Source organism: Spirosoma sp. KUDC1026, assembly GCF_013375035.1.
Classification (GTDB): Bacteria; Bacteroidota; Bacteroidia; order Cytophagales; family Spirosomataceae; genus Spirosoma.
Genome location: NZ_CP056032.1, coordinates 2,162,153 through 2,180,754, shown reverse-complemented (window position 1 = coordinate 2,180,754; position 18,602 = coordinate 2,162,153). Strand labels below are relative to the sequence as shown.

At 53.9% G+C, this 18,602-nt stretch carries 11 protein-coding genes; 10 read left to right on the top strand and 1 reads right to left on the bottom strand.

Annotation, left to right across the window (positions count from 1 at the left end):
- Positions 1-15 precede the first annotated feature (15 nt).
- The 3 genes from HU175_RS09260 to HU175_RS09250 all read left to right on the top strand — a co-directional run bounded on the left by HU175_RS09260 (position 16) and on the right by HU175_RS09250 (position 6,148).
- The gene (locus HU175_RS09260) at positions 16-3,462 is read left to right on the top strand and encodes a VCBS repeat-containing protein (RefSeq protein WP_176566321.1); all 3,447 of its coding nucleotides are present in this window, start codon (positions 16-18) and stop codon (positions 3,460-3,462) included.
- Between the two features lie 304 nt (positions 3,463-3,766).
- Positions 3,767-4,768 (top strand): SDR family oxidoreductase, encoded by a 1,002-nt coding sequence (locus HU175_RS09255; RefSeq protein WP_176566320.1) that lies wholly within the window; start codon positions 3,767-3,769, stop codon positions 4,766-4,768.
- A 474-nt stretch (positions 4,769-5,242) separates the two neighbouring features.
- Positions 5,243-6,148, top strand: coding sequence for an NAD-dependent epimerase/dehydratase family protein (locus HU175_RS09250; protein ID WP_176569172.1), 906 nt, complete (start codon positions 5,243-5,245; stop codon positions 6,146-6,148).
- Positions 6,149-6,282: 134 nt separating this feature from the next.
- Here HU175_RS09250 and HU175_RS09245 read toward each other — a convergent pair whose 3' ends face one another.
- Positions 6,283-7,074, bottom strand: a complete 792-nt coding sequence (locus HU175_RS09245; protein WP_176566319.1) for an SDR family NAD(P)-dependent oxidoreductase — start codon at positions 7,072-7,074, stop codon at positions 6,283-6,285.
- 664 nt (positions 7,075-7,738) lie between these two features.
- Between HU175_RS09245 and HU175_RS09240 the strand changes: the two genes are divergently transcribed.
- From HU175_RS09240 to HU175_RS09210, 7 genes are all read left to right on the top strand, one after another.
- A complete protein-coding gene (locus tag HU175_RS09240) occupies positions 7,739-10,180 on the top strand; it encodes an ABC transporter permease (RefSeq protein WP_176566318.1) in 2,442 nt (813 codons plus the stop codon).
- A gap of 215 nt (positions 10,181-10,395) precedes the next feature.
- Positions 10,396-10,773 (top strand): hypothetical protein, encoded by a 378-nt coding sequence (locus HU175_RS24795; protein ID WP_228724379.1) that lies wholly within the window; start codon positions 10,396-10,398, stop codon positions 10,771-10,773.
- A gap of 4 nt (positions 10,774-10,777) precedes the next feature.
- Complete coding sequence (locus HU175_RS09230) at positions 10,778-13,195, top strand: ABC transporter permease (RefSeq protein WP_176566317.1); 2,418 nt, start codon at positions 10,778-10,780, stop codon at positions 13,193-13,195.
- Positions 13,196-13,292: 97 nt separating this feature from the next.
- Positions 13,293-14,387 carry a DUF4097 family beta strand repeat-containing protein gene (locus tag HU175_RS09225; RefSeq protein ID WP_176566316.1) on the top strand — a complete coding sequence of 365 codons (1,095 nt, stop codon included), beginning with the start codon at positions 13,293-13,295 and terminating at the stop codon, positions 14,385-14,387.
- A gap of 169 nt (positions 14,388-14,556) precedes the next feature.
- A complete protein-coding gene (locus HU175_RS09220; RefSeq protein ID WP_176566315.1) occupies positions 14,557-14,949 on the top strand; it encodes a VOC family protein in 393 nt (130 codons plus the stop codon).
- A gap of 16 nt (positions 14,950-14,965) precedes the next feature.
- Positions 14,966-15,445 (top strand): DUF1648 domain-containing protein, encoded by a 480-nt coding sequence (locus HU175_RS09215; RefSeq protein ID WP_176566314.1) that lies wholly within the window; start codon positions 14,966-14,968, stop codon positions 15,443-15,445.
- A gap of 26 nt (positions 15,446-15,471) precedes the next feature.
- Positions 15,472-18,585 (top strand): FAD-binding and (Fe-S)-binding domain-containing protein, encoded by a 3,114-nt coding sequence (locus HU175_RS09210; protein ID WP_176566313.1) that lies wholly within the window; start codon positions 15,472-15,474, stop codon positions 18,583-18,585.
- Positions 18,586-18,602 lie beyond the last annotated feature (17 nt).

Here is an 18,602-nt window from a genome sequence, read left to right as displayed (position 1 = left end):
GTATATTCGTAGATAATGAAGTCAATTTTTTCAGGCGTACTCCTTTCAGTTGTTCTTAGTGCCTGCCTTTCCTGTACCAAAAAGACCGGACCTACCTTATTCACGAAGCTGGACTCTACCCAAACGGGCGTCTCGTTCGTCAATCAGGTGACCGGTACCACCAAGTTAAATATCCTGGAATACCTGTACTTCTACAATGGTGGGGGCGTCTCGGCGGGGGATGTTAATAATGACGGCAAACCGGATCTGTACTTCGTATCGAATCAGGGTCAGAACCGGCTGTACCTGAACAAAACCGAACCGGGGCAGGCTCCGAAGTTTGAGGACATTACCGAACAGGCGGGCGTGGCTGGCTTTTCGGACTGGCAGACGGGTGTTACAATGGCCGACGTCAACGGCGACGGACTCCTGGATATTTACGTCTGCGCGGTCGGCAACTACAAAGGGCTGGAAGGCAATAACGAACTCTACATCAACAATGGCAATGGCCCGGACGGACGGCCTACGTTCAGCGAGAAAGCTGCGGAGTATGGGCTAGATTTTACCGGTTTTTCCACGCAGGCCGCTTTTTTTGATTACGATCACGATGGGGACCTGGACTGCTTTCTGCTCAATCACGCCGTTCATACCTCGCGCAGCTACGACCGGGCTGCCACGCGAACCACCCGCCAGCCGGAATCGGGCGATTACCTGTTCGAGAATCCGCTTGTCTCAACCGGGCAGTCGACAACAGCGAAGTCGGTCAAGTTTAAGGACATCAGTGAGCAGGCCGGTATTTACGGCGCGGCTATGGGCTACGGCCTGGGCATATCCGTGGCCGACCTGAACAACGATGGCTGGGAGGACATTTACGTTTCCAACGATTTTCACGAGAACGATTATTACTACGTCAATAAGGGCGGCAAACAGACGAGCGGCCCTACGTTCACGGAGCAGGCTCAGAATGCGTTCGCCCACGTTAGCCGCTTTTCGATGGGAAATGACATCGGTGACGTCAACAACGACGGATTCCCCGATGTGATGACGCTGGATATGTACCCGGCCGACGAAACGGTGGAAAAATCATCGCAGGGCGAAGATCTGCTTGATATTTATCTCTACAAACTGTCGTACGGGTACATGAACCAGTACAGCCGCAACTGCCTACAGCTGAATATGAGCGGAAAACGCTTCATCGACGTAGGCGCCATGGCGGGTGTGGCCGCTACCGACTGGAGCTGGTCGCCCCTGCTGGCCGATTACGACAATGATGGTATCAAAGATTTGTTTATCGCGAATGGTATTCCGCGTCGGCCGAACAACCTGGATTACATTAAGTACGTGATGAATGATTCGGTTCAGATGGCCATGAGCACGTCCCAGTCCGTAAGCGACAAGGCGATTGGGCTTATGCCCGAAGGCAAGGTCCACAATTACCTTTACCGGGGGACGCCCAATCTTCAGTTCGAGGATAAGTCGCTGGATTGGGGCTTCGATCAGTCGAGTATTTCGAACGGGGCAACCTACGCTGACCTGGACAATGACGGGGACCTGGACCTGATCACCAACGACATGAATGAGCCGGGTGGTGTTTATCTGAATCATACGAACGAACTATTCCCGGACAACCATTACGTGCGGGTCAGCTTGCAGGGCAGCAAGCCGAATGCGTTCGGCGTGGGCGCCAAAGTGATTCTAAAAACCAAGAATGGTCTTCAGTTACAGCAGCTGATGCCCACCCGTGGTTTCGAATCGTCGGTTGAGCCGGTGCTGACGTTTGGTCTGGGAAACCAACAGCTTATCGATTCCCTGATCGTTATCTGGCCTAACCAGCGGATGGAAGTTCGCACCAACGTTAAGACGAACCAGCAGCTCGTTCTACAGCAGGCGCAGGCAACGCTTGATGCCAGTCGGTACCAATTCACCCCACAAACGCCCACCCTGTTCACCGAGGTAACGGATCAATACCCGACGGCATATACCCATCGGGAGAACACCGATTATTACGATTTCTTCCGGGAGTCGCTGATGCCCTTCAAGGTCTCGACGGAAGGCCCCAAACTTGCCGTCGGCGACGTAAATGGCGATGGGCTGGAGGATTTTTACGCCGGTGGTGGCAAGTGGCAGACCGGGGTGTTGCAGATACAGCAACCTAACGGACAATTTCGCCCGTCGAAGCAGCCAGCTTTTGTAGCCGACTCGCTGAGCGAAGACGTCGATGCGCTCTTCTTTGACGCCGATGGTGATAAAGACCTCGATTTATACGTCGTATCCGGAGGAAACGAGTTCTCCGGTCAGGCCCTCCAGCTTCTTGATCGGCTATACCTTAACGACGGCAAAGGACAGTTCAGCCGCTCAACGGGCCTGCCGCCTATGTACGACAACAAAAGCTGCGTTCGTGCCGGCGATGTTGACGGGGATGGCGACCTGGACCTGTTCGTCGGCGGGCGGGTCCAAGCCCAGGCGTACGGCAGGAGCCCCCGCTCCTACCTGCTGATCAACGATGGTCGGGGCCGCTTCAGCGACAGAACTGACCAGCTTGCCCCGGAACTCCGCCGGGCGGGTATGGTCACCGACGCCGTCTGGGCGGACCTGGACAAAGACAAACGCCCGGATCTGGTCGTAGTAGGCGACTGGATGCCTATTCGGATTTTCAACAACCAGGGCGGCAAGCTGGTACCACGTGCTGACGTAGCCGGTCCGGACGCAGCCCTCACCGGCTTCTGGCAGTGCGTAACGGCGGCTGATTTTGATGGCGACGGTGACCTGGATCTGGTAGCCGGCAATCTGGGATTGAACAGCAAGTTTAACAAGGAGTCAGCGCCCGAACTGGCGATGTGGGTTAAGGATCTTGACGGGAACCAAACGGTTGACCACATTCTGGCGTACAAGCGAACCGATGAAGACGGTGACTCGAAGTGGTACCCGGTCGCCTTCAAGGACGAACTAAGCAAACAGATGCCGGGGATCATCAATCGTAAATTCACGAATTACCAGAAAATCGCCGGTAAAACGGTTGAGGAGATTTTCGACGCGGGCGAGCTGGATGACGCCGAAAAACACGTAGTCAATCAGGTTGCGTCGGTGTACCTCGACAACCAGAATGGTCAGTTCGTGGTCAGGCCCCTGCCCATAATGGCCCAAGTATCGAAACTATTCTCCTTTGCCATGACTGACGTTGACAACGACGGGAAAACTGATCTGCTGGCGGGAGGCAACTTCTACGGAGTGAGTACGTACCAGGGACGGTACGACGCCGATTATGGCCTGGTGCTCCGCAATCAGACGGCGAATCCGAACGCTCAGGCACCGTTTGCAGCGCTTACATCGGACAAAACCGGTTTTGTATTGACGGGCGAAGTACGGGACATAAAATTGATCAAGACTGCAAACGGCCCGCGCTGGCTGGTTGCCCGCAACAATGCGCCCCTGCAAATCTTTGCGCCAACCAGTTTAGCCAGCCCTCAACGCGTAATCCCGTAGTAGCCAAACTCCGGCTGGTTGAGCGCCCTATCCATTAAGAACGCTTCTACATATTCCCTTTTATCAGTACATCAATCTTATAGTTCACGTTAGTTTATAGTATACTGAACGATCCCTTAACGATCGTTTGTCTTCATTTTTGGCCTACGACTCCTGGTCTGTCGCGGAAGGGTACCTAGAAGAAACGACCCAGTTGGCAACTACAGGCTAAAAAACGTAACCTTAACGTGGTACTCGCTGTTAAACAAACGATTCTGTCTCGACTATAGAATCGTTTGTTTAACGTACTCAACAATACTTTCTAATGAATGACAATCAATTAAGCCGACGCCAAGTTATTGGCGGAATTGGCAGTGGTTTAGCCGCTTCGATGCTAGCAGCCCCGGTATTGGCAACCCCAGACTCCGACACGTCCAGCGCTGCGCCAATTCTGGTCGATCCGACCACCAACTATCCCAAACCTCCCTTCAATACCCCGATGCAACCCTGGCCCGGCCTGGTCAGTAAAATGAATCCTCGACCCGATCACGGGGAGACCAGCTATAAGGGTTCAGGTCGATTGGCCGGGCGCAAAGCCTTGATCACGGGTGGCGATTCGGGCATGGGCCGGGCAGCAGCCATTGCGTATGCGCGCGAAGGAGCTGACGTAGCCATCAATTACCTGCCCGCGGAAGAAGCTGACGCCAAAGAAGTCATTGAGCTGATCAAAAAAGAAGGCAGAAAAGCCATTGCGATTCCTGGCGATATCCGTGACGAAGCGTTCTGCAAACGGCTAGTCGACGAAGCAGTGAAGGGCCTGGGTGGCCTGGATATTTTAGTCAGCAACGCTGCGCGTCAGCAAGCTCGTGAATCGATTTTAGATATCACTTCGGAGGATTTTGACGCCACCATAAAAACCAACATCTACGCACCATTCTGGATCATTAAAGCCGCCCTGCCGCACATGCCCGCTGGCTCAGCCATTATTGGCACGACCTCCGAGCAGGCCTATGATCCCTCGGCTAATCTTTATGACTATGCCCAGACAAAGGCGGCTACGATGAATTTCGTGAAGTCATTGGCTAAGCAACTCGGCCCCAAAGGGATTCGCGTCAATGGCGTAGCACCGGGTCCCATCTGGACACCGTTGCAGCCCAGCGGTGGGGCAACCGCAGAGAAGCTCAAAAGCTTTGGCGGGGATACACCGCTGGGGCGGCCCGGCCAGCCAGCCGAGTTAGCCTCGATTTATGTCCAATTAGCAGCCAGCGATGCTAGTTACGCGACGGGGCAGGTTTACGGAGCGGCAGGCGGGAAAGGCCAGCCTTAAGCTTTCTTTTGGGTGAAATCCGGTAAGCTTACTCGTTCGTCCACGAACCCCAAAGCGGTAGGCAGAATGCGTTGATGCAGCTTTGGAGCCGGGCTGAATACGGGATTATGCATTACTGGAAATTCCAGCGATAATGACTGGTTGATTGCCGTGACCCGGTCACGGCAATCAACCGGTTTCGCAACGAGCGCACTCGTCCTTTCAGCCGACATTGACCGTATCCCAGTAGGGCACTACCCGTTCTCTGCCTTCGTAAGCTGCGACTGAGGGGGTAGCTGAATTCTAGATCTGGAAAGGCAATTCCTAAACGGCTACTGGCCACTAGCGCACAGTAGCTTGGTCAAAGAACTCAGACAACTACTGGGGTTGACTAATTAATAACCAGCATACTACCACGAATAGCAACGTGTTTAAGAAGTCGCCGACTGTCAGCGGGCAGGGGCGGCACATCGTACTATAATTTGTCCCATGCGCATGACTAAAAAACGAATATTGTTTACCGGGGGATCAGGAAAAGCTGGAAAGCACGTAGTACCGTACCTGCTCGATCAGGGCCATACCGTACTGAATGTTGACCTAACTCCGTTGACTCACCCGGGGGTCAATAATCTCATCGCTGATATTACCGATTCGGGGCAGGTGTTCAACGCCATGACGTCGTATGCCAGCTTAGACGAACTGGATCTCGGTCAGGGCGTACCTAAATTTGATGCGGTCGTTCATTTCGCGGCCGTACCCAGGATTCTGCTCAAACCCGATAATGAAACGTTTCGGGTTAACACGATTGGCACCTACAATGTCATCGAAGCAGCCGTCAAGTTAGGCATCAACAAGATTGTCATTGCCTCCTCGGAGACCACCTATGGCATCTGTTTTTCGTATGGCCAGACCAGCCCCCATGTCTTGCCACTCGAGGAAGACTACGATGTTGATCCCATGGATAGCTACGGTTTATCTAAGGTAGTCAACGAGAAAACGGCGCGCAGCTTTCAGCGCCGGTCGGGTATTGATATCTACGCGTTGCGGATCGGCAATGTGATCGAGCCCCACGAGTACGCCGAGTTGTTTCCCCATTATTTTGCTCACCCTGACGTGCGACGACGGAATGTTTTTTGTTACATCGATGCGCGTGATCTGGGCCAGATTGTAGATCTGTGTCTGCAAAAAGACGGCCTTGGCTACCAGGTTTTTAACGCAGGAAACGATCACAACGGGGCCATTATTCCCAGCCAGGAACTGGCCAGCCGATTCTTTCCAGGGGTACCCATTACGCGCGAATTGGGGGAGCACGAAGCGCTGTTTTCCAATCGTAAAATCCGGGAGGTACTGGGATTCCGGGAGCAGCACAATTGGCGGCAGTACGTAAACGAGGAGTCGTGAGGCAACGCTATCCGGTGTCGACGGCTACTTGTCCGGTTCGTATCCGGCATCTGACCAACCGTCAGCACCGTCTACGAACCGGGGGCTTCATCGTACCGGTACATATCGGAAGGAATCATGACTAAACCCTTTGGTTACTGAGCGACCCAACCACCGTCGATTGAAAAACCAGCCCCTGTCACGTAACTAGAGGCCCGGCTGGCCAGGTAAAGGGCGATGCCCCCAATTTCGTGCAATTCGCCCCAGCGTCCCAGGGGAATTTTGTTGATGAAGGCCTGGTACTTGTCAGGGTCGTTTAGCAGGGGTAGATTGATCTCGGTAGCGAAGGGACCGGGTAAGATGGCGTTGACGGTGATACCCGTCTGGGCAACTTCCAGGGCTAACGCGCGAGTCAGTTGCAGAATAGCCCCTTTACTGGTGGCGTAAGGCGTTCGGTCAGGAAGGGCGATCAACGCCAGCATCGACCCCATATTGATGATGCGGCCGTAGCCGTGCTGCTTCATGATCGGCACCACCTGACGACAGGCCAACCAGGTACCGGTGACGTTCACCTGCTGTACGCGGGTAAACTCATCGAGGGAGAGTTCCTCAATCCCCCCCCGTATGTTGATCCCCGCCGAGTTGATCAGGACATCAATCTTACCAAAGTGATCGACGCTCTGGCTTACCGCAGCCTTAACGCTGTTCTCATCCGTTATATCACACTTGGTGCTGATACATTCGATGGCATAGCGTGCGCGAAGCATTTCTACGGCCTCATGGTTGATTGCTTCATCACGAGCGGCAATGACCAGGTTAGCCCCCGCTCCGGCCAGTGCCTGTCCCATCGCTAGACCGAGTCCCCGGTTCCCTCCGATCACCAGGGCCGTTTGTCCGTGGAGCCGAAACAGGTCTAAAATGTTATGTTCTGAAGAAAGTTGGTTCATACGTATCAATGGAGATCAAAGTGCCTGTTTGACGATGACACTGAGCGAGCTGCTTTGGGAGCGTCAGTGCCGGATTGGGTTTGTTCGTCAATCGTTGATGATAGCCAGGGATGAATGCAGCCTTACGAAGGGAGGGTTTGTTAACTGACGTGCCCCCTGGTGCGCTGGCACACAACACGCAGCCAATGTACGCCGGTCAGGGTTATCAATCAAACCGTTCAACGTACCGTACTCATTTTCTGCAAGCAACCAGTCGTAAAGCGAACGAGGGTAGTTGTCTTGTCTGCATCAGCTAAGGCGTGTGATCTATTGGTTAGCACATCGGCTGAAGTTGCCATTTTTACCCTGTAAGCGAAAGTCCTACATAAGTACACGGTCGTGAAAGTCGTCGGCTCTTGCTGTCATGGCTCCGGCCACCCGGTCTGAGGAACGAGGCATAACCGACAAGTTGATTTATCCTGTATTTACTACTGGTAAACGCGCTACTTGTCAAACCGTATTAGTTTCATCGTCCGCTGTCGTACAGGAATTTGTCCGGCAGCGGACGTTTTCTGTATTAAAACAAATAAAGTACACTGATAATCAGTATATTATCCTACTGGTACACCATTTGTAACTGTCTTGACACGGACTATTTCCTAACCTTGACACATACGCGTTGGTCATGCTACAGAACTACCTCAAAATCGCGCTGCGTACGTTACGCAAGAACCGGGTTTTCTCCCTGATCAACATTGCTGGTCTGGCGCTCGGCATCACAGCCTTTGTGTTTATTCTGGAGTACGTCGCCTACGAGCGGAGCTTCAACCAGTTCCATAAAAACCTGCCGACGCTGTATCGATTACTCACCCAAAGCAAGTCGGGCGATATCTGGTCAGCCATGTCTCCGCCCGTCGGTCCGCTGGCGAAGGAAAAACTCCCGGAGGTACGTAATTTTTGCCGCATCGCGGAGAATTCGGCCAACGGCATTGTAAGCTTTCCCGAAGCTCGTTCCCTTCAGTCATTTCGGGAAAGTAAGCTGGCGTATGCCGATGCTAGTTTCTTCACGCTTTTTACGTTCCCGCTCATCAAAGGGACAGCCACTACGGCGCTTGTCCAGCCCAATACGGTTGCGCTGTCCCAGTCGCAGGCTCACAAATGTTTCGGGGCGCAAAACCCGATCGGTCAGACCCTGACCCTTAATAACCAGTTCGGTAAAACGCTGTACACCGTTACGGCCGTTTACGCCGACATTCCCCAAAATTCGGACTTGTCGTTCGATGCCGTGTTTGCGTTACAAACGCTGGCGAACCCAGCTAATCTGAACGGGAATGACTGGGCGCGGCTCGATAGTTTTTACGGTACGTACCTGACCACCTTCCTGGAACTTCCGGAGCGTACCCCCGGCGTTCCGGCGGATTACAAGGCGCTGGAAGCAAAGATCAATACACTGGCTAAGCAACGTAATCCAGATGAGCAAAACCGGTTCATCGTTCAGCCAGCAACCACATTGCATCTGGCTTCTTCGCTGAGCGACGATTATCAGACCAGTGGCAGCCTGGGTTTTGTCTACATACTGAGTGGCATCGCCGGACTGGTCCTGCTGATTGCCTGGTTTAATTACGTCAACTTGTCGACGGCAGGTGCTTTGAAGCGGGCCAAAGAAGTGGGCGTCCGTAAAGTAATCGGGGCTGGACCGGGTCAGCTTATTGGGCAGTTTCTGGGCGAATCGCTGCTGCTGAACGGGCTGGGCTTCTTGCTGGCCTTGCTGCTGGTTACGGTGCTCCAGTCATCGTTCAACGAATTTATTCAGAAGGATTTGTCACTCGACAAGCTCGACCTCGATGGTTTCTGGTTGGTCGGGCTGGCTTTGCTGCTGATCGGAGCAATCGCATCGGGCGGTTACGTGGCCTTCACGATGACCTCGTTTCAGCCCATCCAGACACTAAAAGGGACGTATCAGGGCGGTAAGAATGGCTGGCTCCGCAAAACGCTGGTCGTCGCGCAGTTCAGCGCATCGATTGCGCTGGTTATTGCCACGCTGGTGCTGTACCGGCAGCTTCAGTACATGCAGAACAAAGACCTCGGTGTCCGGCTGACGCAGCGCGTTGTGATCAAAGGACCAGCGTTAGCCCAGAACGGTTCGTTTACCCCAGCAACGGCTGTCCTGGAAGACGAGCTTAGCCAGCTTCCCTACGTTAAAAGCTTTTGTCAGACGAGCATTGTACCCGGCAATTTTTACAATTTCACCGCCGACGGGATTACAAAACAAAACCCGCGGCCGGGCGACGACAAGAAATCGTATTCGATGGGAATCATTGACGATCGGTTCCTGACGACCTACGAAATCAAACTGATAGCTGGTCGGAATTTCACCACACAGGAAGCGGAGTTGGGCTACGAGAAGAGCGCGAAAGTGATGATCAACGAAACGGGGGCCCGTCAACTGGGCTTCGCGTCGGCCGGTCAGTCAGTCGGACAACGGCTTAATTGGGGGCAAGCGTTCGAGATCGTTGGTGTTATCGCCGACTACCACCATCAAGGTTTACAGCAGGCCATACAGCCCGTCGTTTTTCTGCCTCGCCGGTCGGTCAGCGATCTGACGGTTCAATTAACTACCAATCAGGTGCAGGACAAACTAACCCAGTTGGAACAGCTCTACAAAGCCGCTTACCCCGGCAACCCCTTCGAGTTCTTCTTCGCCGACGAGAACTACAACCGTCAGTACCAGAACGAGCGGCAGTATAGCCGGGTGTTCACAGTTGGATCGGCACTGGCCATTTTCATTGCCTGCCTGGGACTGTTTGGTCTGGCGACGTTTACGACCGAACAACGCACCAAAGAAATCGGCGTCCGTAAGGTACTCGGTGCCAGTGTAGTTAGTATCGTTACGTTACTTTCCAAAGATTTCCTCAAACTGGTATTCGTGGCCATCGGTATTGCGTCTCCCCTTGCCTATTACGGCATGCACCGCTGGCTACAGGATTTTGCGTATAAGGTCGACATCACCTGGTGGGTATTTGCCCTGGCTGGTTTATTCGCCGTAGGCATTGCGGTCCTTACCGTGAGTCTTCAGAGTGCCAAGGCCGCGCTGGTCAATCCGGTGAAGAGTCTACGGAGTGAGTAAGGGGTATGGGGCAAGGGGTTGGGGGCTGTTACTGCTGCCCTTCGCCCCCACCCCTTGACTGTCCGCTGTCGTACGAAATACTGTCCGACAGCGGACGTTTTTCTCATTTATCCAGAAGCTAAAAATCTCACCATCAAACCATTATCATAAATGGCACGATCCTAGCGAGTATGGTTCTGGCAGAGTAGCTCAACCAACTAACTTCTGCTGGTTTTATGAAAAATCTCCTGTTAGTCATCCTTTGCTTACTTGGTAGTCAGACCATCGCTCAGCAGTCTGCCCAGCGTGAACGGGACATCCGTAGCACGCAGGAATCAACCGTCCTGATCGATAATGATTCGGTCTACGTTCGGTCGGCAGTCGAACCAATCAGCGCGCCAGCCTTGTCGCCCGATGCGGTGTCTCCGACCTCAATGTTAGTTCGGGAAGACAAGGAAAACGGACGCCTGTGGATGCAGTACGTTTTTCGCAAAGACAACGAGGAGCTTATTGTCGAACGCACCGCCAATGTACTGGGCAAGACCGAGCGCGAAAAGCAGGCGATCATCAAAGAGACGGAACGTAATCTAGGGATTCGTCCTGTGAATCAATAGGCGTATGCTGCGCAATTACCTGAAAATAGCCTGGCGCCACCTGCTCCAGCGTCGGTTTTACTCCCTGCTTAACATCACGGGCTTAGCTGCCGGCCTGGCCTTTTTTCTCCTGATCGGCAGCTACATCTGGAGCGAGTTTCAGGTGAATCGCCAGTTAAGACAAGCGGACCGCCACTATCTTGTTCAAAGTCACTGGAAAGACGAAAACATGGGCATAGCCTTTACGACGCTAGCCCCGCTCGGTCCGGCCCTTAAGGCCCAGTACCCCACCCTGGTTGCCAATTTCTATCGGTTCTATGGCGCCAGTGCTACGTTATCAAAAGGAACTACGCAGGCCCGGGAATCCATGCAGATTGGCGACTCAACCTTGCTCGCCATGTACGGTTTCCCCTTACTGCATGGCGATCCCCGCACGGCGCTAAGCGGTCCTAATTCGATGGTCATTACGGCGGCCAAAGCCATGCGTTACTTCGGCAGGACGGACGTAATAAATGAATCGTTGCAGGTTGAAACCACAGCCGCCGGTAAGCAAACTTTTTTGATTACCGGCGTTCTGGCTCCCCTACCCGCCAATTCGGTCTCCAATCTCCTCACCGAGAAGAATGAGATCTTTATGCCATTGAGTAGCCTGAGGTATTTCTTCGGGGGAGAAGGCCCAATGTCTTCCTGGCTTAATCAATACATTGTTACCTACGTCGAATTACAGCCCGGCGTTTCTGCGCAGAGCCTGGAAAAACCGCTGGCTCAGCTCATCAAAACGAATACGCCAGCCGATATCCAGAAGAACCTAACCGCTTACGTTACGCCCCTCACCGATTACTACCTGCAGAGCAACAACGGTCTGATCCGGAAAATGATCATCACACTGGCGTCGGTTGCCGTGTTCATTCTCCTGATGGCGGTTGTCAATTTCGTCAATATGTCGATGGGTAGCTCGTCGTCACGATTGCGGGAGATTGGCGTTCGGAAAGCACTGGGCGGTTTACGTCAGCAGTTAACGGTTCAGTTCCTACTCGAAGCGCTTACCTTAACGACCTTATCCGCTGGACTATCGTTGGTTTTGTACGTCCTGTTTCGACCCCTGTTTAGCGACGTAGTGGGTAAAACCATTCCCTCGTTACAGAGTCTTCCCTGGCAGTACGGCCTGGTCATAGTGGGTTTACTGCTGGTTATTGGCATCCTGGCGGGAGCCTACCCCGCGTTACGTCTGTCGGCTTATTCCTCCACCGATTCACTGAAGGGCAAGGAAAAATCAGTCGCTGAAGGAGCCTGGCTTCGGCGTTCTTTAGTGACGGTTCAGTTTACCATCGCCATTTTTGTCTTCGTGGGAGCCATTATCGTCTCTCAGCAGATTGCCTATTTCTTCGATACCGATCTGGGCTTCAAAAAAGAAGCGGTACTGACGGTTTCCTCACTACCGCGCGACTGGTCGGCTAAGGGCGTGGCCCGGATGGAAGTTGCCCGCGATCAGTTGGCCCGTCTCCCCGGCATCCAGGCGGCAAGTCTGTCCTTCGAGATTCCTAACGGGAACATTGGGAACAGCGGAAATCTCTATCGTGAAGGCAGGGACTCAACGCAGGGTGCCAGCGTGCAGCTCATGACCACCGATCAGTATTTTGCGCAAACGTATCAGATTCCACTGCGTAGCGGTCGGTATTTCAACCAGGACCACAGTGGCTACGACTCAACCAGCCTGGTTATTAACGAAGCCGCCGTTCGAGCCCTGGGCTACAAAACAGCCGAAGCCGCAATTGGTCAATCGGTCCGGATACAGAACTTTCCTCAATCGTTTCAGATTGGTGGGGTTGTCCAGGATTTCCACGTCAACACGATGCACGAAGCGATCCGGCCGCTGGCCATTGCTCAGGTTCAACAGGCGTCCATTTATCGATTCTTCTCATTCCGGATCGCACCGGGCCGCACCCGCCAAACCCTGGCTGGTATTGAGCAGAAATGGCGAACTCTCTTTCCCGATGCACCATTCGACTACGCTTTCATGGATCAGACGCTTCAGCGGCTGTACCAGACAGAACTACAGTTGGAAAAAGCGGCCTACGTAGCTACGGGCTTAGCTTTACTAATTGTCATTCTGGGTGTAGTAGGGCTGGTGTCGCTGAGTGTGACCCGCCGGACCAAAGAGGTAGGAATCCGTAAAGTGCTGGGGGCTTCTGTGCCCAACATTGTCTTCTTGTTCGTAAAAGAATACGCGTGGATTATGGTCGTGGCCAACGCGTTGGCCTGGCCGCTGGCCTACTGGCTCCTGACCAATTGGCTTGCCGATTACGCCTACCACGAGACGTTGGGCTGGCTACCGTTTCTTCAGGTTGGGCTTGTGCTAACCTTATTGACCGGTATCGTCATCAGCGTTCAGGTAATCAAAGCCGCCCTGATGAATCCCGTAAAGAGCCTGCGCATTGACTAAATAGATCCGCAGGAACCAGTGATACCCGAAAATTTTCACCACCCGTGCAACCCTTTTCCTTAATCGAACATCTTTCCAGCATAAACTAGAAACCGCCATGAACCGTCATCAATTCCTTCTCGCCTTTTCCTGCGCCAGCGTCTTGACGCTGAGTGCCTTTACGCTTCCTAATAAAACGCTCGACGATCGGGATACGCCTTATTTGACCAAGAAATTCTCGGGTGGTATCAGCGCTGTTCGTGCCGAAACCTCGGGCGGTAGCCTGACCGTAGAAGGTGGCTCCGGCAAGGAGGCCAGAGTCGAAATGTATGTCCATCCCAACAACTGGAATGGACGGAACAACCTGGATAAAGACGAACTCGAAGACCGGCTGAAAGACTATGACATTTCGATTGCCAAAGAGGGTAGTACACTCGTGGCCACCGTGAAACGCCGAAACAACAACAGTAACGACCGTGCGACGGACCGCTGGCAGCGCTCGCTGAGCATCAGCTTCAAATTTTTCACCCCCCGAAACGTAACAACCGACCTGCGCACTTCGGGTGGCTCCATTCATCTGTCTGCCCTGACGGGCAACCAACGGTTCCGTACCAGCGGGGGCAGCCTGCACCTGAACGATATTGAGGGCAGCGTCAACGGCCAGACGTCAGGCGGTTCGATCCACGCCGACCGGATTCGCCAGACGGAGTCGGATGGTGGTATTGACCTGCAAACTTCGGGCGGCTCCATCGAAGCAACGGCCTCGTCGGGGAAACTACGGCTGCATACATCCGGCGGCAGCATTAAACTGGCGGACCTGAAAGGAGACGTAGACGCCCAGACCAGTGGTGGCAGCGTACAGGGTAACAACATCGACGGCGATATCAAAGCCAGTACATCGGGCGGCTCGGTCCGGCTCGCGAACGTAGCGGGCAGCCTGGACGCCAGCACCAGCGCCGGTAGCGTTGAAGTAAGTCTGACCAAACTGGGCGAATACGTCCGGCTGAACACCAGCGCGGGCAGCATCCGGGTGAACATGCCCCTTAACAAAGGCATGGACCTGAATCTGAGTGGCAACCGGGTGAACCTCCCCGACAATCTATCCCGTTTTGAGGGTAATGTCGAAAAAGACCGCGTACGGGGTAAACTCAACGGGGGCGGTATCGCCGTAAACATGACCGCTAACAGCGGCAGCGTCTCGATCAACCGGTAAGTTTTTTGAGTCTCATCTGAAACTCCCGCCGAGCTAGCTCGGCGGGAGTTTTGTTTTAGAAAACCTGAAATTCTTCACCGTAAAAAGATTACGTTGAGCATTGGTTAACCTTGCTGTCAGTAAACAGCAAATGAATTAGATAACACCCCTTCCACTATATTCTGACCCTATGCAACAGGCTAAAGCAACCATCAAACACGTATCGCCTTTTCAACAGGGCAATTTGAATCTGCCCGTTCGCGACCTCGAAGCGGCTCTTCCTTTTTACGAAACTGTGCTGGGATTTCAGCTTGTCTCCCGGTCTGATGCCCCCTATCGTTCGGCCGTTCTAACCAGAGATTCAGTTCAGATTGGTTTAGCCGAGAACGGTGGCGATCCAGAGCAGGATGGCTGTTTCTTCGAGGTCGATCGTGTTACTACGGCGTTTGACGAGTTAAAGACTAATGGCCTGGCTAAAGAAAAAGCTGATTTCGCCGTACAACAACATGGTGATGTTCGTTGGAAGGTTTTCTTTATTATAGCTCCCGACGGACTCTGCTATTGTTACGGAGAACGTCAGTAAGTCGACAAAAACTGGTATGAGTAGATTCGAACGTAACGCTAACCGGCTGACGATCGCCCTGTTCGTGCTGCTGACCATCGTGTCGATAGCCGGAGCGATCTGGCTGCCTAATCCAACGGCGATCCATTACAATCTGTCGGGTAAACCTGACCGTTGGGGTAGTCCGGTAACGCTCCTGATTCTGCCTGGTATTACGTTCATTCTGCTGGGTATCTTGTGGGCTGCCCGAAACACTCACCCCGATTTTTTGAATTTTCCAGGGCCGCGCACTCCTGAGAACGTAACGCGGCAGGTAGGCAATACGCGCTTGTTACTAGCTAGTATGAGGACATTTCTCACCGGCCTCTTCCTGTTTTTTCAGCTCAACTCGGTTTGGGCGAAACTCTATAATCACGACCAGTTGACACCCTGGATCATGCTCCCGCTGCTGGCCGGGCTTTTTACGTTGATCGGCATTTTCGTCAGGCGGGCGTACCGGCTGGTGCCGCGCCAGTAACCCCTGTTTCTTCGTAACTTTGGGGTATGTTTCGTCTGACTCAATCCTATCCCTTCGCCAACTTGTTGCCTTCGTTTGAAGGCGATCTGTATTTCGATGAATCGCCCGGTCATACGGCCCAGCGAATTCTTTACGCAACGGATGCGTCGGTCTATCAGGAGATGCCGATAGCGGTAGCATTGCCCAAAACCGTAGCCGATATCAAGCGGCTGCTTCGGTTTGCCCAGCAGCACAAGCTGGGGCTGATTCCACGGGCAGCCGGTACGTCGCTGGCGGGTCAGGTGGTGGGCAGTGGCATTGTGGTCGACATCTCCAAATACTTTGGCCAGATCGGTGAATTGAACGTTGCCGAGCAGTGGGTTCGGGTACAGCCGGGCGTTATCCGCGACGATCTGAACGCATTCCTAAAACCGCACGGACTTCTATTCGGCCCCGAGACATCAACCGCCAGCCGCGCCATGATCGGTGGGATGATCGGCAACAACTCCTGCGGGCTCCACTCCATTGTCTGGGGCACCACCCGCGACCATCTGGTTGAAGTACAGGCCGTTCTGAGTGACGGAGCCGAAGTGACATTCGGTCCACTCACTCAAGCACAATTCGACGCGAAATGCCGGGGAGAAAACGTAGTAAGCCTCCTCGAACAGCGGCTTTACGTCCAGTTTCGCGACTGGCTCTCCAACCCGACCATCCAGCAGCAAATACGCGACGGCTACCCTAAACCCACCGTCACCCGACGGAACACGGGGTATGCGTTAGATGCATTTTTGAGTTTTTGGGAACAAGGAAAAGAGAAGAAAGGAACAAGCCCATCTTCTTCACCTTCTTTCTCCCTTTCTCCTTTCTCCTTGGTCCCAGAAAAAACGTTCAACTTTTCCCCCCTCATTGCCGGGTCAGAGGGGACGCTGTGTTTCATCACGGGAGCAAAGTTGAATCTGCTGCCGCTGCCACCGAAAGAAACGGCGTTGGTGTGTGCGCATTTTGAGACCATTCGTCAGTCGCTCGAAGCGAATCTGGTGGCGTTGGAGCATCAGTGCTACGCGTCGGAACTGGTGGACGATTACATTTTGCAGCTTACCAAAACGAACATTGAGCAGACGAAAAACCGAACGTTCGTCGAGGGCGATCCAAAGGCCATTCTGATGGTCGAGTTTTTCGATAATACGGCGGAGAGCGTACGTCAGCGGGCAGAGCGTTTTGTGACGGACTTGCAGACGAAAGGATTAGGTTACGCCTATCCGGTGCTGTTCGATGAGGAAACGAAAAAGCCGTGGGCACTCCGCAAAGCCGGGTTGAGTATCATGTACAACATCCCCGGCGACGATAAACCCGCCAACGTCATTGAGGATACGGCCGTTGATGTGCACGACCTGCCCGATTACATCGACGAACTCGATAAAATGGCCTGGGAACAGCACGGCCTGAAACTGGAGTATTCCGCTCATGCCGGAGCGGGCGAAATCCACGTCCTGCCGCTAATCAACCTCAAATCGTCGGAGGGACGTACCAAATTCCGGAACCTACTGATGGATACGGCGCAGCTTGTCAAGAAGTACGGCGGTTCACTCTCCGGTGAACACGGCGATGGGCGGCTGCGGGGCGAGTGCATTGCGTTTATGCTGGGTGGCGAAAACTACCAGTTGTGCAAAGACGTAAAAGCCCTGTGGGACCCGCACAATACGTTCAATCCCGGCAAGGTAGTCGACACGCCCCCCATGAACGAGTCGCTGCGATCGGAGGCCGACACCGTGATTCCGCAGCCCAAAACCATCTTCGATTTCTCGAAAGATGGCGGTCTGCTCGAACTGGCCGAAAAATGCTCCGGCTCCGGCGACTGCCGCAAGACCGAGATTTCGGGCGGTACCATGTGTCCCAGCTACATGGCTACCCGGCGCGAACACGATACAACCCGCGCCCGCGCCAATATTCTCCGCCATTTCTACAGTTCGCAGGACAAGCCGTCGAAGCATGATTACGCGGCTGTAAAGGACGTACTGGACTTGTGTCTATCCTGCAAAGCCTGCAAATCGGAATGCCCGTCGAGTGTGGACATGACGCGCATGAAGGCCGAATTCACCCAGCAGCAATACCGTGAGTCAGGCATTCCGCTACGGGCGCGACTGGTAGGCAATTTCACAAGACTAATGTCCCTGGCCAGTATCGCCCCCTGGGCCTACAACGCTATCTACGACACGCCTGTCCTGCGTCGAATCGCCAATCAAGCCGTCGGCTTTCACCCCAACCGTACCATGCCGGGTCTGGGAAAGGAGACACTTAGAAAATGGGCGAAGGGCGCGGGGCGCGGGGCAGAGGGTTTGAAAGTTATGGGCGAAGGACAGGGGGTGGAGGCTAGCAACCCAGCGCAACCCCAGGCTCTTCCCCGCACGCCCTATACCCCGGGCCCTACTCCCCACGCCCTATACCTTTTCGTTGACGAGTTTACCAATTTCAACGATGTAGAAGTCGGACAGAAAGCCATTCAATTGCTGGAGCGGCTGGGTTATTCGGTGTTGCTGCCGGAGCACGCGGAAAGCGGCCGAACATACCTTTCGAAAGGACTTGTCGAGGAAGCACGTAAACTGGCCATTCGGAACGTAACGGCCCTGAAAGACCTCATTACGGAAGAGGCACCGCTAATTGGCCTGGAACCCTCGGCTATTCTGACCTTCCGCGATGAATACCCCGACCTGGTCCCCGCTGAACTGAAAGCAGCCGCGCAGCATATCGCCCGCAATACGTTCCTGTTCGAAGAATGGCTCGCCCGAGAGGTGGACGCGAACCGCATTGATCGAAGCCGGTTCACGACCGATACCCGTCTGGTGAAAGTGCACGGACATTGTCATCAGAAAGCCTTGTCGTCGATGGTACCCGTGAAGAAAGTGCTTTCGTTACCCCGCAACTATGATGTTCAGTTAATTCCGTCCGGCTGCTGCGGCATGGCGGGCTCGTTTGGTTACGAAACCGAGCACTACGACCTGTCCATGCAGATTGGTGAGCTGGTGCTGTTCCCGGCCATCCGTTCCACCACCGACGATGTCATCATTTCGGCAGCGGGCACCAGTTGTCGCCACCAGATCAAAGATGGTACGCGCCGGCACGCCCAGCATCCGGCCGAAATCCTGTTCGACGCGCTGATCTAGCCTAAACCTTTTCCATC